Origin of the sequence: Acinetobacter sp. MYb191, assembly GCF_037572605.1 — a bacterium.
GTDB lineage: Bacteria > Pseudomonadota > Gammaproteobacteria > Pseudomonadales > Moraxellaceae > Acinetobacter > Acinetobacter johnsonii.
The window spans coordinates 20,085-41,068 of sequence record NZ_JBBGZP010000018.1; the positions used below are offsets into that span (position 1 = coordinate 20,085).

Sequence of the window (20,984 nt, forward strand, 5' to 3'; positions counted from 1 at the left end):
AGAGTATGAAAATGAAAAAACAAATTTTATGGCCATTTACCTTGTCGACATTGGTTGTTGCCTTAGCTGGTTGTGGTGGAGAAAGTGCCAATGTGAATCCAGAGCCGAATCAAGTGAATTCTGTCAACGGAAGCTGTTTGCTAAAAGATAAAAACTGTGTTGAGTTTGCCTTAGATTATCCTGTTGATGGAATTAATTTTGTCTGTAGTAGCGACCCCGATAATACGTATATGACTCTGATGGAGCCGAAAACCAATGCGGCAACAGGCCGATGCTCTGAAGGGGACAAAATTCACTTCTTGTTGACTGGAAGTTCAGATAAACAGGTCGAACTCGGTACAGTTCCCTTATCTGAAATTGGCAATGTGAGTACGGCTTCAGCGTCACTGCCACGCCTCAGTATTTTAGATATGGCAAAAGGGCTAAATGGTAGAACGGCTGTAACCAGTTTGAGTCCAAACGATAAGACCGTAAAAATTGCGATGGCTTTGGCGAAAATTTTTCAAGCTTTAGGTCTAGAGCGTGGTGCTGGGGTGGTTGGTGATGTACAACCTTTTGGTATTTTAGCCTCTAAAAAAGCAGACTTATCACTCCTATTGGCATCAATTAGTGCTGAAGATTATGCTTCGGGAGCGTATGTCGATAAAATCCGACCATGGATTGATGTCAGTCAAGTCAGCAATGAAGATGCTTTTAAAGTGGTCCAAACATTGGTGCTCATGAATAACTCTGCCACTTACCAAGCTGACTTCCCGATTTTTGCAAACGCCCTATCGGACAAGACAGGGATTGGTTTACCGCAAGGCTTATATGGTTGTAATGCTACAGACTGTAAGACCAGTCCTGCTAATCTTCGCCATTTAATTGGAAGCTTTATTATTTTAACGGATCGACAAGGTTATACCTTTGGTTCAGGTGTACAGTGGCGTGGACCATTAAAAGAACAATTAGGCAGTGATTTGGCAACCAGTGTGACGGTCGATTTACTGAAAAATATTGAACCTGCCAAAATGAATGCTTTAGCACAAACGTCTTGGATTAACCCCTTAACTAAAAGTATTCAGCAACCGTTTAAGTTTAATCTGATAGATCCAAATTCGAATGATTTCACCATTACCCAAGGCAAGCTGTTTAATGATTATTTGATTGCAGGGACGGAAAAATTTTATAAACAATTAACTAAGGATCCGAATGCTAGCCCATCATCCTATGGTTTATGGCAGCAAAACTATGGCACAGATACCTTCAAAGGTTCATTTGATGCCTTTAAAATTTTTCCAATTGGCTATTTAGATAATGATGTATTTAAGTCTAAGAGCAATGTAGCGGCTGGACAGAAGTATATTTTTCCACTGTATGCCAACTTAATTTTTAAGGCTAAAAACTCTAGTGATACCATAGCTTTAGGCATTGCAATTGATGAATCGGGTGATATTCGTACTGATATGCAGTCCGCTAGTAATAAAACGACGGCGTGTACACCACTACTAACAACGGGTGCAACCTTAACGACAGATAACAATCAAGTACAGTACCGAATTGGAACACTGGGTGCGACAGATACTTCAAATAAAGCTGTAACCTTCCGTATCCTCTTGGCAAATCCTATCTTTGATAAAATTGATGGCGCGGTTATTGGTGCAAATACCAATATTGTGAGTGATGTAAATAGTGAAGGAAAACAAACCTCTACAGTGATTGGCGGGGCACGTGTTAATCTCGGTAATTTATTGTCTGCCAATGTTAATGAAAGTGCTTATATTTCCCTCAGTGATTTTTCTGGTGCAGGGGTAAAGTGGACCAATATCTATAAAGCGTATTTGAATAACTATTATGAAAAAAATAGCATCGCCAATCGAGCGGCTGCGGACTTCCGTGAGGGTGAGGTTTCAATTGAAATTGCTGAATGCTATAAGGTGTTAGCAAAATAATATCGTTGTAAACACAAAAAAAGCCCATCATCGATGGGCTTTTTTTGATATTAGGCAACATTAACCTGTATGGTCTAAGCGTGTACCTAGGGTTTCGAGATGAAGATTAAATTGATTACTTTTACGGTCAGCAAAATAGTGACGTAAGGTATGTTCGACACTTGGGAAAGCCAGTTCTGACCAAGGAATTTCATCTTCTTCAAATAAACGACATTCAATGCTTTCTTCGCCAGCACCAAATTTTCCATCCACTAAGTTCGCTTTAAAGAGCACATAAATTTGACCAATACGCGGAATATTGTACATGCAATATAGCTGTTCAATTTCAACTTCCGCTTCAGCTTCTTCACGGGTTTCTCGTGCAGCACCTTGTTCCATGGTTTCAAACAATTCCATGTAACCTGCTGGTAAAGTCCATAGCCCATAACGCGGTTCAATAGCGCGGCGGCATAACAATACTTTATTTTCCCAAAGTGCGAGTGCGCCACAAATCACTTTAGGATTCACATAATGAATAGAACTACAAGAGGTGCAAACACGACGCAATTGATGGTCGCCAAGAGGGATTTGTTCTGTTGTTTTTTGTCCGCAATTGCTGCAAAAGTCCATATTCATCATCAATGATAAAGTTCAGACTCAGCATAACTTAAAAATTAAATTTTGGCATCATTTCTCTTTTTTCAGTATCAAATTCAGCTATGATGAAAAAAATAATGATGGGGACGACGTTCAATGGATGAACATTCATTAACAGGCATACTGCAGCAACAGTTACGGTTTTCAAGCAAAATTAAATCGGCAGATGCAGCTGTGTTAATCGCGATCACCAATGAAGACGATCCCAAAGTTTTACTGACCCGTCGCTCTGTTTACCTATCTAATCATGCTGGTGAAGTGTCTTTTCCTGGCGGAAAAAGAGATCCGCAAGATACCAGTAATATCGTGGTTGCCTTGCGTGAAGCCTATGAAGAGACCGCATTGAATCCTTTTGATGTACAGTTGCTCGGTGATTTGCCAATGCAAAAAGCCCGTAATGGCATGCTGGTCAAACCTGTGGTTGGGCTGATTCCGCCTGAAGTTGAACTGGTTGCCCAGCCGACAGAAATTGATCGTATTTTCTTTGCATCACTCAAACAGCTGATGGAAGTGCCTGCGGTGCCTTATGAAGTTCGTTTTGCCCATCAATCTCTCTATTTTCCGAGTATGCGGGTGGAAAATGAAATTGTTTGGGGGCTAACAGCACGGATGTTGATTGCATTATTTCAATATGGTTTGGGCTACCATAAAGAGTGGCCATTTTTAGTCAATTCCCCGACTTTTCGGTTCCCCAAGTAAGTTGAGTATTTTAAGGAAAAAATATGTTGTACAAATTTAAAGGTCATTCCCCACAAGCAATGCATCAACCATGGAATGGTTGGGTTGCGGAAAATGCTACAGTGATCGGTCAAGTCGAATTGGGACAACAGGTTAGTATTTGGTTTGGGGCGGTCGTACGTGCAGACAATTGCAAAATTCGTTTAGGGGACTTTACCAATATTCAGGAAAATGCGGTTTTACATACCGATGCTGGGATTGAAATGAATATTGGCAATTATGTCACGATTGGGCATCAAGCCATGTTGCATGGTTGCACAGTGGGGGATAATAGTCTGATTGGGATTAATGCCGTAGTTTTAAACAATGCTGTGATTGGGAAAAATTGTATTATTGGTGCGAATGCGCTGATTCCGGAAGGTAAAGTCATTCCAAATAATTCTCTAGTCATGGGCTCACCGGGTAAAGTCGTCAAAACTTTGGATGAAACGGCTGAGGCACGTTTGAAAATGAGTGCACTGCATTATGCAGAACACTTTAAACAATTTATCGATTTAGAGCTGGCACAGTTATAAGCTTATTTTTCCCATTTAGCCTAGATTTTTCTAGGCTTTTTTAGCTCTGTTCTGAGAACATCTCGCCTAGTGCTTTTGAGTGGAGTATCATAGCCACGTTTTTATAGATTAAATCATTAAGGTTGTGCATGAAAGTGCTGGCATTGGAATCTGCAAATGAGCAGTGTTCCGTCTCTATTGTAGATGAAAATCAAGAACTTTTTTTCCAATTGGATACGCGCGCAAAAGCACAAACGCAAACGATTCTCCCAATGATTGAACAAGGGTTTTTACAGTTGGATATTAAGACAGAAGATTTGTCTTGTATCGCTTTTAGCCGTGGTCCCGGTTCTTTTAGCGGCGTTCGTATTAATGCCGCCGTGACTCAAGCTTTGGCATGGTCGAATGATTTGCCTGTGGTTCCTGTTTCAACCTTACAAGCGCTCGCACAAGCTGCGCATCGTGTGCATGGTCTAACCACAGTCACAGCAGTTTTAGACGCTCGCATGAGTGAAGTCTATATTGCAAGTTTTCAATTAGATGCAGATGGCATTATGCAAGCCGTCGATAAAGAACAGCTTTTAAGCTATGCAGCGGCTACTGAATGTACACCGTTTATTTTAGTTGGTTCAGGCGCAACCTTAATTGACCCATCACAAATACAATACAAAGATTTGAGTGCAACTGCGCAAGATATTGCCACAATTGCGCGCAAGAATGCACAGCAACAACACTGGGTGAGTGCCGAACTTGCACTTCCAGTCTATTTACGTGATAACGCTTGGAAAAAAATCCCGGAACAGGGCAAAGCATAATTAGGGTTTTTTATGGATCTTTTACTGCTGCTCAAAGCGGCAATTATGGGTATTGTTGAAGGTATTACTGAATTCCTACCCATTTCGAGTACTGGACATTTAATTTTAGCTTCAGAACTCATGAATTTCTGGACCAAAGAAAAAAGTGATGTCTTTGTGATCGCCATTCAAATGGGGGCTATTGCAGCTGTCATTTATGAATATTGGGCACGTTTGTGGGGAGCAGCAACGGGGATTTTTAGTGGTGAACCCCAAGGTCGCCGTCTTGGGATTGGACTAATTTTAGCGTCGATTCCTATTGTGCTGATTGGTCTGACATTTGGTCAAACGGTGAAAGAGCTTTTATTTAATGATATTGCCATTGCCATCGGTTTGATTGTGGGTGGCTTGATTATTATTTGGATTGAAAAGCATCCACCACAAGAGCGCGTCCATGAAGTTGAAGACCTGAGTGTGAAAGATGCGATTTGGATTGGTCTGATTCAAGTGTTGTCTTTAATTCCAGGGACATCACGTTCGGGGGCAACCATTATTGGCGCGATGTTCTTAGGTGTATCGCGCAAAGCAGCCACTGAGTTTTCATTCTTCTTGGGTATTCCAGTAATTATTGGTGCGGGTCTGTTAGATTTGTACCAAAGTGCGCATGTGTTTGACGGACAACAAGATTGGATCGTATTGGCAACAGGCATTATTGTTTCTTTTATCTCGGCTTTACTGTTGATTCGTGCTTTAGTCGCTTATGTGGCGAAGCGTGATTTCATGATTTTTGCATGGTATCGCATCGCTTCAGGCTTAGTGATTCTATTGTTTGCCTTTACGGGTTGGAAGTTATGGTAAGCCCAATGCGCTTATATGTGGAACAAGAGCACTTAGAAAAAGCACAGCACTATGTTGCTGTGCTTTTTTCTCGTGGTGTCGAGGTCAGTATTGAAGTCGCCGAAAAGTTAAATTCACGTTTCTTTCGTTTTCATCCTGAACTGGGTCTGTGTGCCGATGCCGATGGGCTTTGGCTTTGTGCCAATGGCATGAAAATGCAGCCGGATTGGAAAGCTGAAGTTCCACGTTTAAAGCGTGCGTCGTTAAAGTCTGAAATGATTGCTCGTGCTTGCCATTTGACTGAAAAACCTAAGCTCATTGATGCAACAGCAGGGCTTGGGCATGACTCACTGCTCATGGCATATTTGGGCGCCAATGTCACTTTGGTCGAACGCCATCCCATTTTATTCACCTTGTTAGAGTCAAGTAAGGAACAGGCTTTGCAGGATGCATTTTTAAACCCCGTGGTGACTCGAATTGACTTGGTTTTTTCAGATTCCGCACAGTATTTGCAGCAACAAGTAGAGCAGGGTAATACGGTTGATGTGGTTTATCTAGATCCGATGTTTCCACAACGTGATCAAAATCAGCAAGCGGTGAAAAAACAGGCGCAAGTGAAAAAGCAAATGCAGCTTTTACATATGTTACTGCCTGAAGATGGTGAAATGGATTTGGGTGATAATCTGCTTGGCTTAGCGCAAAAAGTGGCAAAACGGGTGGTGGTCAAACGTCCTCGCTTGGCCGTATTTTTGGCAAATCAAGAAACCACTCATCAGTGGCTGGGTGATGCATGCCGTTTTGATGCCTATTTTCAGCATGAACGCTTAGACTGAAGTGGAAGATTGCTTCAAAAGTATGCAAAGATTTGTTATATAGTTAAAAACATCATTGATAAAATGCTGATCAAGCATAAACTTAGTGTGTCCCTACGCAAGTCACAATTTAATTAGAATCTTATGATCGACTTCAAACCCTCCATCAATTTTTGGCATGATTTTAAAAGCAACCAAACTGCGGGGATGTGGTTGTTTCTAGGTTCACGACGCTCTTTGCAAATTGTCCATCCTTCGATTATGCAGCTCATCTTCTGGGGGATTTTAGGTGGCTCAGCCAATACTTTATTTAGCTGGTTGAGCGCAGGAGAGATCGGTGACTTTAACCCACAAGGTTTGGTCAGTTACGCACTTTGGCCTTTTATTGCCCTGATTGTTGGGATTTTTCTGTCTCAACGGGTGAATAATCCGCGTTTGATGTTGGTACCAGCACTGCTCTGGTTGGTGTTGGATACGCATATCGCGTTATTACAAAGTTTTATCCAATATTTGGGCATGGTTGATGTCCTGCCGTATTTCTTCTACGACTACCTGCCGAATGTGTTCATGGTGCTGTTTGTTTGGCAGAGTTTGGCGGTGGTGTGGGTATTTTCGCGTGAGCTGAAATGGCCTTGGTGGGAGCGTGCTCTGATTGTCTTGGCTACGCTGTTTACCCTTGTGGTTTGGCAAATGTCAGTGACCAGTCAGCCGATTTGGAAAGTAGAAGAAACGCCACCAACCTTTGCAGAAGATGCCTTTTATGCACAAAGTCGTTTACTGAATAAAGCACTAGAGTCTGTGCAATATGGTGAATTTGCCCAGTCACATTGGTATTTCCTTGGTGTGGCGGGAGCGAGTTATCAAGATGTATTCCGTTCGGAAGTTGAGCGAATCAAAGAACAGTTCGACACGCGTTTTGGTACGTTGGGCCGTTCGATGATGTTGGTGAATAACCCTGCTACACGAACAGAAATTCCGATTGCCTCTAAACACAGTATTGAAATGGCGCTGCGTCGTATGGGACAGCAGATGAACCGTGAAAGCGATGTGTTATTTTTATATATGACTTCGCATGGTTTACCGAACCAGTTCGAAATGGAAAATGCACCTTTAGACTTAACTCAGGTCGACCCGAAATGGTTACGTGAAACCTTAGATGCATCGGGTATTCGCTGGCGTGTGATTGTTATTTCATCGTGCTTCTCTGGAAGCTTTGTACCAGCACTGCAAAATGACAATACCTTGATCATTACTGCTTCGGCGGCGGACCGTCAGTCTTTTGGGTGTACCAATGAAGCTGATTATACTTATTTTGGTCGGGCGTTTTTTGATCAGGCGATGCGTGAACAAAGCAGTATAGAAACTGCTTTTAGCCAAGCACAAAAAACCGTGAGCCAATGGGAAACAGCACAAGGCTTTGAACCGTCTGAACCACAGTGGTCGATGGGTAAAAATATGGAGCTGATGCTTCCTCAACTTGAACAGCGCTTGTTTCCACCTAAAGCTGCTACAACCCCTTAATTTGGATCTAAAAAGGAACCCTGATGGAATTAGTACAATCTAACCGTAGTTTTGATGGTGAACAGCGTATTTACCGATTTAATTCCATCAGCCTTCAAGGCGAGAGCAAGTTTGGTATTTATTTACCCGCTCAAGCGCTAGCGGGGCAAGCGTGTCCAACATTATTTTATTTGGCAGGTTTAACCTGTACTGAAGATACCTTTGCCATTAAAGCGCATGCACAGCGTTTAGCAGCACAGCTAGGTCTGATTTTGGTAACGCCTGATACTTCTCCTCGTGGTGAACAGGTTGCGCAAGGTGATCATTGGGATATTGGGCAAGGGGCAGGTTTTTATATCAATGCCACCCAAGCGCCGTGGGCCAAGCATTTCCAGATGGAAAGCTATGTCGCTGAAGAGTTGTATGATTTAGTGATTCAGCAATTTTCTGTACAAGCAGAGCGTATTGGGATTTTCGGGCACAGCATGGGCGGTCATGGTGCTTTAACCTTGGCCTTGAAATATCCTGAGAAGTTTAAGTCGGTGTCTGCATTTGCCCCGATTTGTGCACCAAGCCAATGTCCTTGGGGTGAAAAAGCGTTTTCAAACTATTTAGGTTCAGATCAAGCTGAGTGGCTGAAACATGATGCAAGCGCTTTGGTCCAAACAAAAACAGCCCATTTCCCTGATATTTTAATTGATCAGGGTTTGAGTGATCAATTTTATAGTCAGCTCAATCCTGCATTATTTCAGCAAGCCTGTCAGGCTGCGGGCCAGCCACTGACGCTTCGCGAACATGCAGGCTATGACCATGGTTATTACTTTATTCAAAGTTTTATTGATGATCACCTACACTTTCATGCCGTACAGCTCGAATCTTAAATCTTGATTTGTCATATTTATTCTTAATTTTTGACTAGAAATCATCCAGCACTGGCATTAACATGGTTGGGTGATTGATTTTTGTTCTTAAAAAATAAAACAGTAAAATAATAGATAGGGTATACATGCAAAATTCAGAGGCATCTTTGCCACCTGTAGAGGCTTCTTTTGAAGCAAGCTGGCCACCTCCACCAGCCGTTCCCACGGATGAGCCAAACGCCTATTTGGGACAGACCTTTCGTTTCCAATTACGTGGTAATGCCCGAGAGTACTTTGGCATTTGGATTGTGAATATCTTATTGACCATTGTTACCTTCAGTTTATATGCACCTTGGGCGAAGGTTAGACGCTTACGCTATTTTTATGGCAATACGGTGTTTTATCGCCGCAAGTTTGATTTTACGGGTGTACCTACACGCATCCTGATTGGTCGAATTATTGCTTTGGGCGTGTACTTTGGCGCTTCAGCTTTGGCTCAAGTATCTTGGCAAGCTTCTTTAATTGGTTTCCTCATCATATTTCTACTTGTGCCGTGGTTGGTACGTTCTACTATTCGCTTTCGTGCCAGAAACAGTAAATTTGGTAATAGCCGCTTTTATTTTACAGGCACAAACAAAGAAGCCTATATCTTGGCGCTGAAAGGCATTTTGATTTACATCTTTACCCTCGGGATCTTTTTCCCAGTGCTGTTTTGGTATTTTAAAAAATACACGCTGGATAATTTACAACTCGGGCAGTTACGTTTTGAGCTACATGCCGATTGGCCTGACTATATGCGTGCCATGTATGTCCCAGTGTTTTTATTTATTGGGATCGTCTTTGTTTTAGGGTTATTCGTTGCCTTCACCCTTCAAGTTGGGAGCAGTTCTCCAACCCAGTTTGGGATCATCGTGGCGGTAATTTATATGATTGCTGCTTTTATGATTTGGCCGTTGATGATGGCTCGTATTTTTATTACCACATGGAATAAAGCCACGTTGGGGCGTAGTCCTTTCCAAACGGACTGTGGTCAAATGCATTATGCATGGATCGTGATGACCAACTGGATTTTAAAAATCCTCTCACTCGGTTTGTTATCGGCATGGGCTGCGGTACGTTTATATCAGTATCAAATTGAGTCATTAACTTTAACTCTAAAAAATGATCCAGATCGTATGTACAATTTGGCTCAAGATGACCCGAATGCCATTGCTGAAGAGCTGAGTGATATTTTTGACATCGATATTTCGCTGTAACGAGGCTTAAATGCAGGAACAAAACATCACCTTTTACGATGGGCAGATTTCTAAGCCTTATCCAGCCACGATTGCACCGATAGACCGAGAAACGGTGTTGATCTGTTATAACCAGCAGCAACGTCGTTATTACTATGCCGATATGCAGTTGATTGGGGCGTTGGGGCAGATTCAACCTGTGATTGAGTTGAAAGATGATGCAAGGATTGAATTTCCACAAGCATTGCCTGACTGGTTTGAGCTGAACAAAAAGCATGTACAGCATTCGATTTGGAAATTAGAGCGCTCACCAAGTCTTATTTTATTTAGTGTGGTGTTTGTTGCCGCTTTTATCTTCGCCATTTTAAGATGGGGTATCCCAAGCGCAGCACATTATGTCGCGATGCAACTACCTGCCGATACCATCTATAAACTCGGCGATGAAGCGCAAGAACAAGTGTTTAAGCTGACGGGACCTTCGACTGTCCCTCTTGCACGTCAAAAACAAATCATACAAAGCTATCAAGACCTTGTTGCCAATGGACAACCTGCCAAAGTACTGTTTCGTGCAGGTGGACAAATTGGAACGAATGCTTTAGCGCTGCCAAACAACACCATTATTCTGACCGATGAACTGGTTAATTTAGCCAAAGATGATCATGAAATTATTGGGGTTTTAGCACATGAGCAAGGGCACTTGGTCGAGCGACATAGCTTACAGCAAGCCTTATCGAGTTTAGGTTTTAGTGTGCTGTTGATTGCAGTGACGGGGGACAGTTCGGCCTTATTTACAACTTTGCCTGTGGCTTTGGTTGGTGCCAGCTATTCACGCAATTTTGAAAGTGATGCAGACTTGTATGCCATGCAAGTGCTGGATAAAAACCATATCTCCAGCTTACATTTGGCAAACTTTTTAGCGCGTATGGAAGCCGATGCACGTGCCGAAGAGGAAGAAAAGCAGCCGCAAGGGAAGTCCGAAGAAGAGGAGGAAGCTGGCATTGGTTCATTCTTCCAAAGTCACCCTGCGACCCAAGAGCGTATTGCGGCTATTCGCCAATTTAACCAACAGCAACGGTTATCAAACTAATTCATTCAGCCGCTGACTTAAACTTGTGTCCATGTTGCCGTGAGCGGCGTTTGTCCCATACGGATCAGGTGATCTAAAACTACGTGTTCTAAGTGACTCAGTTTCTCTTCACTCGCCTCAATGCTGACATGTAAATGTTCGGCTTGAGGGCTTAACCGTACCTGTGCTTCAGGCATGATAATGGTAAAACTACTGGGTTCTTGTTCGATTTCAAACTTATGTTTCCAGTGATTCACCAGTCGTTTTGCAATTCGAGCCGCATCTGTCGTGACAATATCCGCAGTACTTTTCATATTTACCTCGTCGATTGATCACTTACCATAACAGTTTCAAGCCAAATGAAAAGTTGAATGTTGCAACGCTACGTTGCAAATTTAGAAAGCTTAACGCTTTCTTTTTTCACAAGGCCCAGTTCAAAAGCTGAATTTGCTATAATGCTTTTATTCCCTTTTGTATAAGCCAGGTACACGCATGTCCAAGCCTTATTTAATTGCACCATCTATTCTCTCTGCTGACTTTGCCCGTTTAGGTGAAGACGTTGAACATGTACTTGCAGCAGGTGCAGACGTGGTTCACTTTGATGTGATGGATAACCACTATGTGCCAAACCTGACTTTTGGTGCGGGTATTTGTAAGGCACTCAAGAACTACGGCATCAAAGCCCCAATTGATGTGCATTTGATGGTAAAACCTGTCGATCGCATGATTGGTGACTTCTTAGAAGCAGGCGCTGACATTATTACCTTTCATCCAGAAGCCTCTGACCATATCGACCGTTCTTTACAGTTGATTAAATCAGGCGGTGCAAAAGCTGGTTTGGTCTTTAACCCAGCAACGCCGTTACATTATTTAGATTATGTGCTCGATAAAGTCGATCAAATTTTGTTGATGAGTGTGAACCCAGGTTTTGGCGGTCAAAAATTTATTCCGATGACTTTAGACAAACTACGTGAAGCACGCAAAATTATTGATGCTTCAGGGCGTGATATTCGCTTAGAAGTCGATGGTGGCGTGTCGCCTGCAAATATTCGCGAGATTGCAGAAGCGGGTGCAGATATGTTTGTTGCTGGTTCAGCTATTTTTGGAAAACCAGATTATAAAGCTGTGATTGATGATATGCGTGCAGAGCTTGCAAAAGTGGGTGCGGTAAAGGTTTAAGCTCGCAGGTATAAATACTATGCGTTCTGTGGATAACTTTATGGATAAGGTGGTGGATATCTATGTTGATAACGATATGGATAACTTGATTAATATTCAAACGTTTACACAGCAATGGTTTAGTATTTAGACGTTAAATGTATAAAAAGGACTCATTTGAGTCCTTTTTTATGGTGTGAAAGCCTGATTGTTACTGGTGCTTTATTCATCTGTGCTTAAAAATAGCGCTGTTTAAAAAATAACTTTATTGTTTAAGTGTGCGTAGGCGCTAAACTGTCGCAGTAATTGAATTTAAATTTATAATCTTGTGTATAAGCCATTCTTTGCTTATCCTGTTGATTGGGATCAGCAACAAAAGCTCAGGCATTTACATGCACAGAGCGTTTTGTTGCGTTGAAATATCATTCTTCACTGACTAAATAGGATTGATTGTGCGTTCATTGCTCAAGACACATTCTTGGTTTGTCTTACTCATTACCTTGGTAATGGGGTGGAGTGGTATTGCCCAAGCTTCGGCAGCGCCGATGCATCAAATGATGCAGCTGAGTATGCAGGCTGCAACCAGTGAGCAAAGTTCTGCGCATGCAACAGGTATGCAAACCATGCCGGACTGTCATCAAGCGAAATCATCGAGTCCAGTCTCTGGACATCAAATGCATATGGCTCAAAGCGACATGACAGCGAAGAGCAACTGTCATGCGTCGGATATGCTGCACAATAAGCAAGTTCAGTGTCAGGAGTGTGCACAGTATCACTGCCAAACAACGCTGACACTTTTAGAGGTTGAACCGCTTGCATTGGTTCAGCTTGAAGCCGCTTTAGCACAATCAACACCCCATTTTCGCTATCAAGCTCAACATTTAGTGGGCTATTGGCAAGAAATTCTACGTCCTCCTAAAGCCTAATCCTGATTTTTAAAACTTTATTTTTAAAATTATTAGGATTTAGTCATGTCTATTCAATTTAAACAAAGCCTCATCCTTGGGCTGTGTCTGATGTCATCTTCTTGGAGCTTTGCCGCAGTCAAAGAATACCAATTGGTGATTGATGAAAGTCCCGTCAACTTAACCGGTAAGTCGCTCAAACGGATTAGTGTCAACGGACAGTTTCCAGCTCCCTTGCTCGAATTTGAAGAGGGCGATGAGGCGGTCATTCGCGTTAAAAACAACTTAAACAAACAAGATTCATCGATCCACTGGCATGGTTTGCTTCTGCCCGGGCTGATGGATGGTGTGCCCGGTTTTAACGGTTTCAATGGTATTCAGCCGAAGAGCGAATTTGTCTATAAGTTCAAAGTGCGCCAAAGTGGCACCTATTGGTACCATGCGCATTCTAAAGGACAGGAACAAGATGGGCTGTATGGTGCATTGGTTATCTATCCCAAAGATAAAAAGCCTTTAGTTCAGCATGAAAAAGTAGAGCGTGATTATGTGGTGATGCTGTCGGACTTCCATGAGCAGAGCAGTGAACAAATTCAGAAGAATTTGAAAATTTCTGCCGAGTATTATCAAAATCAGCGTGAAACCGTTGGTGACGTGTGGAAACAAGTACAGCGCGAGGGCTTAAAAGCCGCGTGGCAAGACCGTTCCATGTGGAACCAAATGCGCATGCTAAAAACTGATCTGTCGGATGTCACGGGTTATACCTTCCTGATTAATGGTAAAACGCCTGAGCAGAACTGGACAGGTATGTTTAAGCCGAATGAAAAGGTTCGGTTGCGTTTTATCAATGCCTCCGCCATGTCTTTTTTTGATATCCGTATTCCTAATCTAAAAATGACCGTGGTCAGTGCAGATGGTCAACCCGTCAAACCCGTTGCAGTGGATGAGTTTAGGATTGGAACGGCTGAAACTTATGATGTGATTGTGGAACCGAAAGCAGGGCATTATCAAATTGAAGCAGAGTCGATTGACCGTTCAGGCTACGCCATTGGAACTTTACACAATGAGTTGACTCCAATGGCACAGAGCATACATATGCCTGCGCCACGTCCACGCTCATTGTTGACCATGGAAGATATGGGACACGGCTCAGAACATTCAGGTATGGATCATTCACAGATGAACCATGAAACAATGCCTGAAATGGATCACTCAAAGATGAATCATGAAGCGATGCCTGCAATGGATCATTCAAAGATGAATCATGAAGCCATGTCTGCAATGGATCATTCGAAGATGAACCATGAAACAATGCCTGAAATGGATCACTCAAAGATGAATCATGAAGCGATGCCTGAAATGGATCATTCGAAGATGAATCATGCGGCGATGGCTGGTATGGATCATTCAAAGATGAATCATGAGACCATGTCTGAGATGGATCATACACAGATGGGTCATGTGCAACAGAATACGACAGCAAGTTTGGTACAGAAAGCTGTTACACCAGTGTATGGTTGGGCGAATGCCTCTACGCCTAAAGGTGATAAGGCATTGCAATATAGCGATCTCAAATCCTTAGAGCCTCAAAAAGATACCCGTGAGGCGACGAGCGAGTTAGTGATTCGTTTGGGTGGAACTATGGAGCGCTATTTGTGGACCATCAACGGGAAAAAATTTAGCGACGCTGAACCGTTGAAAGTGAAGTACGGCGAGCGTATTCGGATCAAATTTATCAATGACAGCATGATGGCGCATCCGATGCATTTGCACGGTATGTTTATGCAACTGGAAAATGGGCAAGCCGCAGCTGATATGCCGAATAAGCACACTTTGATTGTGCCACCGGGCAAAACAGTGACTGCTTTACTAACTGCCGATGAGTTAGGCGAATGGGCCATTCACTGTCATCTGCTTTACCACATGAGCTCAGGCATGATGAATAAACTGATTGTGGCCAATGTCAGTGACGCTCAAGTGTCCACCACGCCAATTCAAGGGCAAAAAACAGCAGCTCAAGCTGAGCCAAAAGGAGATGAACATGCGCATCACTAATCTTTTTTCAGGTTTTGTCTTAGCTGTTAGTGTCTTATTGAGTTCGTTTGCCATGGCTGCTGAATCTCATGCACAGCATGAAAAACAAAAAGCCAAATCAACAAGCCAAGTTCAGTCCAAAGATATGGCACATGAGCATCATCAGCATAGTGCCGATGAGCATGTTCAGATGCAGAAACAGAAAAATGCGGTTGGTCAGCCTTCATCGGAGAAGCAAGCTCAGACTCAACCAAGTAAGCAGTCGAAGGCTCAGAAAGGAGATCATCATGCGCACCATTAATCTTTTTTCAAAAAGCATATTGAGCAGTTCTTTAGTGTTGATGAGTGCTACGGCTATGGCGCATGAAGGGCATCATATGCCTGCTGAAGCAAATGAAAATATGTCCATGACAACCGAGTCTGTGATGTCACAACATACACAGCATCAGGCGATGACCACTCCAACTCAAGCTGCTCCACAGGCTAGCGCACAACATGTACAGCAGATGAATCATGATTCAACAGCACATACGCATGATCACCGCAAAGAGCACGGTGCACAAATTTATGCGGTCACCACCGTCGATAACAAGTGGTTGCTGAATGAAGACGGCGATGGTGGTTTAAAGTCTGAGTTTGAAACCCGTATCGGGACAGATGAAAATAAGCTGTTTATCAAAGTGCATGCGGATAAGCAGGAATCGCATAAGGCTGAGTATGATGCCAAAGTGCTGTATAGCCGTATGATCTCAGACTTTTGGGATATACAGGCGGGTGCACGATACCGAGCTGAAAAGGTGGAGTATGAACAGCATGGATGGGATACGGAAGAAAAAGTGGATGGGGTACTTGGCTTACATGGTTTAGCGCCGTATTTCTTTGAAACCGATGCCTACGTATATGCTGGTGCAGACAACTATGCTGCGTTTAGTTTAGAAACTGAGCGAGACTTGTTACTGACCCAAAAGCTGATTTTTAAACCTTATTTAGATATGAACATTATTTTCAGTGATGACTCTAAATATGCCAAAAAATCTGGTCTCAGTAGCGCAGCCGTCGGTCTTGAGACGCGTTATGAGATCAGCAAAAAAGTCATGCCTTATGTGGACATTGCCTATGAATATAGCAAAGGCAGTGAAGCGACGGCTTGGCAAGCTGAAAGCGATGAAGAGAAAGGTTGGCAGTATGGAATGGGTCTTCGCTTTAAGTTTTAAGTCGGACGTTTAGGTTTAAAGTGAATATCTGAGATTGCACCAAGGTTGTGCTGAAAGAGTGATCTGCTGGTTCAGATCACTCTTTTTTGCGCTTTAATGATTTCTAAGTGTGAAAATAATTCATTTTGGTGCGTGTTTTGCTATAATTTAAGGCATATTTAGGAGGAACGACCTCCCTCATATTGAGAAAATTCGTCAGGACGGCCTGACTCTAGTAAAGAGGAGTCAGTAGCATGGCTTGGGTTTTTCTTATCTTTGCAGGTCTGTTTGAAATCGTTTGGGCATATTCAATGAAGCTGTCCGAAGGGTTTAGCAAACTTACACCCAGCATCATTACCATTGTGTTCATGATTTTAAGTTTTGGTTTACTGGCCTATGCAATGCGAACCTTGCCGCTAGGGACCGCGTATACCATTTGGACAGGAATTGGTGCGATTGGATCTTTCTTGGTGGGGATTTTTATTTTAGGTGAGCCCGCAACAGCTATGCGGATGTTTGCTGCGGTGCTGATTGTATCGGGTCTGATTTTGATGAAACTCTCATCAAGCTAAATTCATTCAAATATGTAGAGCTTCAAGCGATCCTTCGTTTGAAGCTTTGTTGTTTCTGCTCTGAATAAAAGGTGTGTTGCGTATGGCGTGGGTGATTTTAATTATCGCAGGTTTGCTCGAAGTGGTTTGGGCTTATGCGATGAAAGTATCGGATGGTTTTACTAAACTGACGCCGAGTATTTTGACCCTCGTATTTATGGTGGCCAGTTTTGCGCTGCTGTCTTATGCCATGAAGACCTTACCTTTGGGCACTGCCTATACCGTTTGGACAGGGATTGGCGCGATTGGTTCATTTTTGGTTGGTATTTTGATTTTGGGTGAACCTGCCAATGCCATGCGGATGCTCGCAGCCGTTTTAATCATTTCTGGACTTGTACTAATGAAACTTTCATCGTCATAATGTTGCATACATAGACAATTTTTGCGGTGAAGCATGCGCTTATTTTTTAAATATATGCCATCTCCTGTCGGGGTACTGAGACTGGTGGCACATGATCAAGCCTTGGTTGCCGTATTGTGGGAAAATGAAAACCCAAAACGGGTACGCTTAGCTGAGTTGGTTGAACACAATCAGCATCCGATTTTGTTGGAAACAGAGAAACAGTTGAGCGAGTATTTTGAGGCAAAGCGTCAAAGTTTTGATTTGCCTTTGGATTTTGCTGGAACAGATTTTCAGAAGCGAGTTTGGCAGGCTTTATTGCAAATTCCGTTTGGTGAAACCCGAAGCTATAAAGATATTGCGCTACAGATTGGCAATGTAAAAGCCGTTCGTGCAGTGGGTGCAGCCAATGGTAAAAATCCGATTTCAATTATTGCGCCGTGTCATCGGGTTGTGGGTGCGAATGGAAAATTGGTCGGCTTTGCAGGCGGTCTGGACAATAAAGATATTTTATTGACGCTTGAGAAAATTGCGAATTAAGATCGTTTTTCGGAGTTTTTATGCTCGTATTTTAGTTTAATAATTTTAAAATCAGTACCTTGTCTTTTAATCTGTATTCTTTTGAAGAATCGTGTCTCTAACTCAAATAACGATGAATAATATGATGAGTCAAATTGTGGGGAATGTGTTTTCAGAACTGTGGTGGATGCTACTGATCTTGTTCGGGATCGGCCTTTTAAAAGCGTTTAAGCCTTATCTGAAAGGAAAATTCGGCGAGTTCGCAGTTCAAGCGCATGTGAAATTATATTTGGATGAGCGTTATACTTTAATTAACGATGTGACTTTGCCTGATGAGCAGGGCGGAACGACTCAAATTGACCATATTGTATTGAGCCCCTTTGGTGTTTTTGTGATTGAAACCAAAAACTATAAGGGATGGATTTTTGGTGGTGAACGACAAAAGATGTGGACGCAGAAAATTTATAAAAAGAGCTTTAAATTTCAAAATCCGCTGCATCAAAATTATAAACACATCAAAGTGCTGCAAAGTGTGTTGCAAGATATTGTTGATGTAGATTATATCCATTCTGCTGTGGTGTTTATGCCTGAATGCGAGTTTAAAACTGCGATGCCCAGTACGGTATTTAAAGGTAAGGCATGGGTCGATTATATTAAGACCTTTAACACAGAAGTGATTCCAGCGATGAAACTGAAACGGATTCAGCTTCGGATTGAAAAAGAAGTGTTAGAAAAGTCATGGAAAACCAACCGTGAGCATGTGGCACATTTAAAACAACGCCATCAAGATGGTTAAATACTCCATTCCAAAGGTGACACATTCATTTTGCGCCGAAAATAAAATCTAGAATTTAAAAAAAAGCCAGTCCATTTCTTAATGGACTGGCTTTTACCTTTGCAGTTTTTTTCTAACTTAAAAACGCTTTGGAATTTTTTGACCGCCTTCAACAGGTGTTTCTGCCTGTTTTAATACGCCAAAGAGCCATGTTTCGGCATGATGTACTGCGACTTTAACACTGTCACCTTGTGCCAAACGACCAGCAATAAAACTTGCCAGCGAACAACCTGAACCGTGATATTCACCGGCTAAACGCGGGCAGCGAGTTTCAGAAATGAGCTCGCTATTCACAAACAGGGCATTACGAATATAGTCTGGTGTGTCTTCATGACCACCTTTGACCAGTACCGCTTTGGCACCCATTTCGAACAGTTTTTGTGTTGCGGCATCTAAGTCATCAAGACCTGTTAACGCTCGTAGTTCAACTGTATTTGGGGTAATAATGTCCGCCAATGGGATCAGCTCAACAAAGGCTTTGACTAAGGTTGCTTGATCACCCAATGAACCCCCACTGTTCGCCACTAAAACAGGGTCGAGCACATACTTGTACTCAGGATATTCACGTAGAAACTCAGCCAGTGCTGCAATATTATCTGTGGTACCTAACATGCCAGATTTTACGGCTTTAATCGGTAAATCACCGACAACAGCGTGCGCCTGAGCTAACAGCAATTCTTTTGACGTCGCTTCAAAGCCAAACACTTGTTGCGAGTTTTGAACAGTGAGTGCTGTACACGCAATGGCTGCATGCGCACCACTTTGACCAATCGCTTCGATATCGGCCTGTAAACCAGCACCACCTGAAGGGTCTAAACCAGAAAAGCACAGTACGGTTGCGCGCACAGAAATATCCTTGTTGCGAAAATTTGCGATAGTATAGGCAACTTTGGCAGAACTCTCGATAGTATTTTATTTAAAGCCCAAGAAGGATCAGCTGTGATTAAAAATATTTTGCTAGATTTAGATGGAACATTAACAGATCCGAAAGTTGGCATTACCACCAGTGCGCGTTATGGCTTAAACAAAGTCGGACATCCCATTGCTGAAGATCTAAATATTGACTGGATTATTGGGCCACCACTAAAAGCATCTTTGGCAAAACTCTTAAATGTTGCAGTGGACGATGTTTTGGCAGAGCAAGCTTTATTGGGCTATCGTGAGCGTTTTGCGGTGAAAGGTTTATATGAAAACCATTTATTTGCCGATGTTGAACCGACCTTAAAAAAACTAATCGAGCAGGGCTATCACTTGTATTTGGCGACAGCAAAACCAGAAGTCTATGCCCGTCAAATCTTAGAGCATTTCAATTTACTGCAATACTTTGTGCACCCTTATGGCAGTGAATTGAATGGTGAGCGGACCAATAAGGGAGAGTTGATTGCTTATATTTTAGAAAAAGAGCAGTTAAAAGCAGAAGAATGTCTGATGGTTGGCGATCGTGAGCATGACATTTTGGGTGCACGTCGCAACGGCATTGAAACCATTGCGGTGGAATACGGTTATGGTTCTGATCAAGAGTTGACGGAAGCCGCACCTAAAGCGCGAATTAAAACCTTTGCCGATGTCTTGGACTTGATTTAACGCAGATAGGGTTTAATTCGGACAGAATTTAAAGAACGTCTTTTCGGCTGCGCACGACTTTTCTATATTGAAACAGTCGTGCGCAGTGATTAAAAATTAAATGCCTAATATTATTCTAATTTAATTCGCTAACAGTGCAGGATTGGCCTGTTGATGGGGAATGCTAAGGCTGTTGAAGCCATCACCGCGAAATTTACGATCCACTTCTAAAAGCACATGGGTTTGATGTTGCTCTGCCACAAAGGACACTTCAACTTCATTGATACTGTTGAACAATTGCGTAGGTTTAAATTCAAGTTCTTGATAACAACCAATGCTCGAGTGGAAGCCATGGCCACGCAGTTGACCTTTTTCAACATCGACGGTCATCAACTGAAAACCGCATTGCTGCATGGCTTGAATAAACGCCTGCATAGCCGGTGTCGGTAAGATCTGTAAATAGTCTTTGTCAGTGGCATCGAGTCCCCAGTCCACATCGAGATGCGTATGTAACCACACTCGGGTTTTATTGACACGGCAAGGCACATCTGTAACTGGCGTTTCAAAGGGTAGTTGAATCGAAAAAGGAAATGCGTGTGATTGATGGGCTTGTAACTCAAAAGCCCCGCTAATGTGCCATTCGGCAATACTTAAGGCGCTATTGTATTCAGCATCATCTGACTCAACCTCGGCTGTGGTCATGAGCTTTAAATAAATACCGTTGATAATTTTATTAGACGCGGCACCTTTAAAAATAACCTCACCCTGAATGGCTTGACCCGCTTGTGGCGCGGTGGTGTGTAAACGAGTATCGACTTGAATGCCTTGTAAGCCAAGACTAGACATAAGTTTGTTAAACATGGTGCAGAACTTCCAATAGGGAATCGATAGATTTTAAACATTTAAAGTGAATGCATTTTTAAAAT

At 42.6% G+C, this 20,984-nt stretch carries 24 protein-coding genes; 20 read left to right on the forward strand and 4 right to left on the reverse strand.

Annotated features, from left to right (window positions below; all coding sequences use genetic code 11):
- Positions 1-11 precede the first annotated feature (11 nt).
- The gene (gene filF, locus WH214_RS12820) at positions 12-1,931 is read left to right on the forward strand and encodes a putative pilus system protein FilF (protein WP_339421657.1); all 1,920 of its coding nucleotides are present in this window, start codon (positions 12-14) and stop codon (positions 1,929-1,931) included.
- 60 nt (positions 1,932-1,991) lie between these two features.
- On the opposite strand, the gene WH214_RS12825 is transcribed toward filF, so the two are convergent.
- Positions 1,992-2,540 (reverse strand): NUDIX hydrolase, encoded by a 549-nt coding sequence (locus WH214_RS12825; protein WP_010325974.1) that lies wholly within the window; start codon positions 2,538-2,540, stop codon positions 1,992-1,994.
- A gap of 123 nt (positions 2,541-2,663) precedes the next feature.
- Here WH214_RS12825 and WH214_RS12830 point away from each other — a divergent pair, with 123 nt between their 5' ends.
- From WH214_RS12830 to WH214_RS12870, 9 genes are all read left to right on the forward strand, one after another.
- Positions 2,664-3,266 carry an NUDIX hydrolase gene (locus WH214_RS12830; protein WP_339421656.1) on the forward strand — a complete coding sequence of 201 codons (603 nt, stop codon included), beginning with the start codon at positions 2,664-2,666 and terminating at the stop codon, positions 3,264-3,266.
- Between the two features lie 23 nt (positions 3,267-3,289).
- Positions 3,290-3,820 (forward strand): gamma carbonic anhydrase family protein, encoded by a 531-nt coding sequence (locus WH214_RS12835; protein ID WP_339421655.1) that lies wholly within the window; start codon positions 3,290-3,292, stop codon positions 3,818-3,820.
- A gap of 128 nt (positions 3,821-3,948) precedes the next feature.
- Entirely contained in the window at positions 3,949-4,614 is a 666-nt protein-coding gene (gene tsaB, locus WH214_RS12840) for a tRNA (adenosine(37)-N6)-threonylcarbamoyltransferase complex dimerization subunit type 1 TsaB (protein WP_339421654.1), read from the forward strand.
- A 12-nt stretch (positions 4,615-4,626) separates the two neighbouring features.
- The gene (locus WH214_RS12845) at positions 4,627-5,451 is read left to right on the forward strand and encodes an undecaprenyl-diphosphate phosphatase (RefSeq protein WP_058869001.1); all 825 of its coding nucleotides are present in this window, start codon (positions 4,627-4,629) and stop codon (positions 5,449-5,451) included.
- Complete coding sequence (locus WH214_RS12850; protein ID WP_445206369.1) at positions 5,445-6,263, forward strand: class I SAM-dependent methyltransferase; 819 nt, start codon at positions 5,445-5,447, stop codon at positions 6,261-6,263. The genes WH214_RS12845 and WH214_RS12850 overlap by 7 nt, the downstream gene beginning before the upstream one ends.
- Positions 6,264-6,386: 123 nt before the next feature.
- Entirely contained in the window at positions 6,387-7,763 is a 1,377-nt protein-coding gene (locus WH214_RS12855) for a C13 family peptidase (protein ID WP_326942884.1), read from the forward strand.
- 23 nt (positions 7,764-7,786) lie between these two features.
- A complete protein-coding gene (gene fghA, locus WH214_RS12860) occupies positions 7,787-8,623 on the forward strand; it encodes an S-formylglutathione hydrolase (protein ID WP_339421652.1) in 837 nt (278 codons plus the stop codon).
- Between the two features lie 125 nt (positions 8,624-8,748).
- The gene (locus tag WH214_RS12865) at positions 8,749-9,858 is read left to right on the forward strand and encodes a YjgN family protein (RefSeq protein WP_339993502.1); all 1,110 of its coding nucleotides are present in this window, start codon (positions 8,749-8,751) and stop codon (positions 9,856-9,858) included.
- Between the two features lie 10 nt (positions 9,859-9,868).
- Positions 9,869-10,924, forward strand: a complete 1,056-nt coding sequence (locus tag WH214_RS12870) for a M48 family metallopeptidase (protein WP_339421650.1) — start codon at positions 9,869-9,871, stop codon at positions 10,922-10,924.
- 17 nt (positions 10,925-10,941) lie between these two features.
- Here WH214_RS12870 and WH214_RS12875 read toward each other — a convergent pair whose 3' ends face one another.
- Positions 10,942-11,217 (reverse strand): DUF2218 domain-containing protein, encoded by a 276-nt coding sequence (locus WH214_RS12875; protein ID WP_339421649.1) that lies wholly within the window; start codon positions 11,215-11,217, stop codon positions 10,942-10,944.
- Between the two features lie 178 nt (positions 11,218-11,395).
- Here WH214_RS12875 and rpe point away from each other — a divergent pair, with 178 nt between their 5' ends.
- The 9 genes from rpe (at position 11,396) to WH214_RS12920 (ending at position 18,456) form a co-directional block, all read left to right on the forward strand.
- The gene (gene rpe / locus WH214_RS12880) at positions 11,396-12,082 is read left to right on the forward strand and encodes a ribulose-phosphate 3-epimerase (protein ID WP_004694978.1); all 687 of its coding nucleotides are present in this window, start codon (positions 11,396-11,398) and stop codon (positions 12,080-12,082) included.
- A 431-nt stretch (positions 12,083-12,513) separates the two neighbouring features.
- Positions 12,514-12,987, forward strand: a complete 474-nt coding sequence (locus tag WH214_RS12885) for a hypothetical protein (RefSeq protein WP_339421648.1) — start codon at positions 12,514-12,516, stop codon at positions 12,985-12,987.
- Between the two features lie 45 nt (positions 12,988-13,032).
- The gene (locus tag WH214_RS12890; RefSeq protein WP_339421647.1) at positions 13,033-15,018 is read left to right on the forward strand and encodes a multicopper oxidase domain-containing protein; all 1,986 of its coding nucleotides are present in this window, start codon (positions 13,033-13,035) and stop codon (positions 15,016-15,018) included.
- Positions 15,005-15,298: a hypothetical protein gene (locus tag WH214_RS12895; RefSeq protein ID WP_339421646.1), complete on the forward strand. Its 294-nt coding sequence runs from the start codon at positions 15,005-15,007 to the stop codon at positions 15,296-15,298. The genes WH214_RS12890 and WH214_RS12895 overlap by 14 nt, the downstream gene beginning before the upstream one ends.
- Entirely contained in the window at positions 15,285-16,211 is a 927-nt protein-coding gene (locus tag WH214_RS12900) for a copper resistance protein B (RefSeq protein WP_339421645.1), read from the forward strand. The genes WH214_RS12895 and WH214_RS12900 overlap by 14 nt, the downstream gene beginning before the upstream one ends.
- A 233-nt stretch (positions 16,212-16,444) precedes the next feature.
- Entirely contained in the window at positions 16,445-16,762 is a 318-nt protein-coding gene (gene sugE, locus WH214_RS12905) for a quaternary ammonium compound efflux SMR transporter SugE (RefSeq protein WP_005400191.1), read from the forward strand.
- An 82-nt stretch (positions 16,763-16,844) separates the two neighbouring features.
- Positions 16,845-17,162: a quaternary ammonium compound efflux SMR transporter SugE gene (sugE, locus tag WH214_RS12910; RefSeq protein WP_339421644.1), complete on the forward strand. Its 318-nt coding sequence runs from the start codon at positions 16,845-16,847 to the stop codon at positions 17,160-17,162.
- A gap of 33 nt (positions 17,163-17,195) precedes the next feature.
- Complete coding sequence (locus WH214_RS12915; protein WP_339421643.1) at positions 17,196-17,681, forward strand: methylated-DNA--[protein]-cysteine S-methyltransferase; 486 nt, start codon at positions 17,196-17,198, stop codon at positions 17,679-17,681.
- A 121-nt stretch (positions 17,682-17,802) separates the two neighbouring features.
- On the forward strand, positions 17,803-18,456 hold the full coding sequence (locus tag WH214_RS12920) for a nuclease-related domain-containing protein (protein WP_445206370.1): 654 nt from the start codon (positions 17,803-17,805) through the stop codon (positions 18,454-18,456).
- A 117-nt stretch (positions 18,457-18,573) separates the two neighbouring features.
- On the opposite strand, the gene WH214_RS12925 is transcribed toward WH214_RS12920, so the two are convergent.
- On the reverse strand, positions 18,574-19,341 hold the full coding sequence (locus WH214_RS12925) for a hydroxymethylpyrimidine/phosphomethylpyrimidine kinase (RefSeq protein WP_339421641.1): 768 nt from the start codon (positions 19,339-19,341) through the stop codon (positions 18,574-18,576).
- Positions 19,342-19,434: 93 nt separating this feature from the next.
- Between WH214_RS12925 and WH214_RS12930 the strand changes: the two genes are divergently transcribed.
- Entirely contained in the window at positions 19,435-20,079 is a 645-nt protein-coding gene (locus tag WH214_RS12930) for an HAD-IA family hydrolase (RefSeq protein ID WP_339421640.1), read from the forward strand.
- A 120-nt stretch (positions 20,080-20,199) separates the two neighbouring features.
- On the opposite strand, the gene WH214_RS12935 is transcribed toward WH214_RS12930, so the two are convergent.
- Positions 20,200-20,919 (reverse strand): sporulation protein, encoded by a 720-nt coding sequence (locus WH214_RS12935; RefSeq protein ID WP_339993508.1) that lies wholly within the window; start codon positions 20,917-20,919, stop codon positions 20,200-20,202.
- Between the last annotated feature and the right edge of the window lie 65 nt (positions 20,920-20,984).

Excerpts from the sequence above, each read along its gene's own strand:
- filF (WP_339421657.1), top strand. The coding sequence starts at position 12 with ATGAAAAAACAAATTTTATGGCCATTTACCTTGTCGACATTGGTTGTT.
- WH214_RS12825 (WP_010325974.1), bottom strand. The coding sequence starts at position 2,540 with ATGGACTTTTGCAGCAATTGCGGACAAAAAACAACAGAACAAATCCCT.
- WH214_RS12830 (WP_339421656.1), top strand. The coding sequence starts at position 2,664 with ATGGATGAACATTCATTAACAGGCATACTGCAGCAACAGTTACGGTTT.
- WH214_RS12835 (WP_339421655.1), top strand. The coding sequence starts at position 3,290 with ATGTTGTACAAATTTAAAGGTCATTCCCCACAAGCAATGCATCAACCA.
- tsaB (WP_339421654.1), top strand. The coding sequence starts at position 3,949 with ATGAAAGTGCTGGCATTGGAATCTGCAAATGAGCAGTGTTCCGTCTCT.
- WH214_RS12845 (WP_058869001.1), top strand. The coding sequence starts at position 4,627 with ATGGATCTTTTACTGCTGCTCAAAGCGGCAATTATGGGTATTGTTGAA.
- WH214_RS12850 (WP_445206369.1), top strand. The coding sequence starts at position 5,445 with ATGGTAAGCCCAATGCGCTTATATGTGGAACAAGAGCACTTAGAAAAA.
- WH214_RS12855 (WP_326942884.1), top strand. The coding sequence starts at position 6,387 with ATGATCGACTTCAAACCCTCCATCAATTTTTGGCATGATTTTAAAAGC.
- fghA (WP_339421652.1), top strand. The coding sequence starts at position 7,787 with ATGGAATTAGTACAATCTAACCGTAGTTTTGATGGTGAACAGCGTATT.
- WH214_RS12865 (WP_339993502.1), top strand. The coding sequence starts at position 8,749 with ATGCAAAATTCAGAGGCATCTTTGCCACCTGTAGAGGCTTCTTTTGAA.
- WH214_RS12870 (WP_339421650.1), top strand. The coding sequence starts at position 9,869 with ATGCAGGAACAAAACATCACCTTTTACGATGGGCAGATTTCTAAGCCT.
- WH214_RS12875 (WP_339421649.1), bottom strand. The coding sequence starts at position 11,217 with ATGAAAAGTACTGCGGATATTGTCACGACAGATGCGGCTCGAATTGCA.
- rpe (WP_004694978.1), top strand. The coding sequence starts at position 11,396 with ATGTCCAAGCCTTATTTAATTGCACCATCTATTCTCTCTGCTGACTTT.
- WH214_RS12890 (WP_339421647.1), top strand. The coding sequence starts at position 13,033 with ATGTCTATTCAATTTAAACAAAGCCTCATCCTTGGGCTGTGTCTGATG.
- WH214_RS12895 (WP_339421646.1), top strand. The coding sequence starts at position 15,005 with ATGCGCATCACTAATCTTTTTTCAGGTTTTGTCTTAGCTGTTAGTGTC.
- WH214_RS12900 (WP_339421645.1), top strand. The coding sequence starts at position 15,285 with ATGCGCACCATTAATCTTTTTTCAAAAAGCATATTGAGCAGTTCTTTA.
- sugE (WP_005400191.1), top strand. The coding sequence starts at position 16,445 with ATGGCTTGGGTTTTTCTTATCTTTGCAGGTCTGTTTGAAATCGTTTGG.
- sugE (WP_339421644.1), top strand. The coding sequence starts at position 16,845 with ATGGCGTGGGTGATTTTAATTATCGCAGGTTTGCTCGAAGTGGTTTGG.
- WH214_RS12915 (WP_339421643.1), top strand. The coding sequence starts at position 17,196 with ATGCGCTTATTTTTTAAATATATGCCATCTCCTGTCGGGGTACTGAGA.
- WH214_RS12920 (WP_445206370.1), top strand. The coding sequence starts at position 17,803 with ATGATGAGTCAAATTGTGGGGAATGTGTTTTCAGAACTGTGGTGGATG.
- WH214_RS12935 (WP_339993508.1), bottom strand. The coding sequence starts at position 20,919 with ATGTTTAACAAACTTATGTCTAGTCTTGGCTTACAAGGCATTCAAGTC.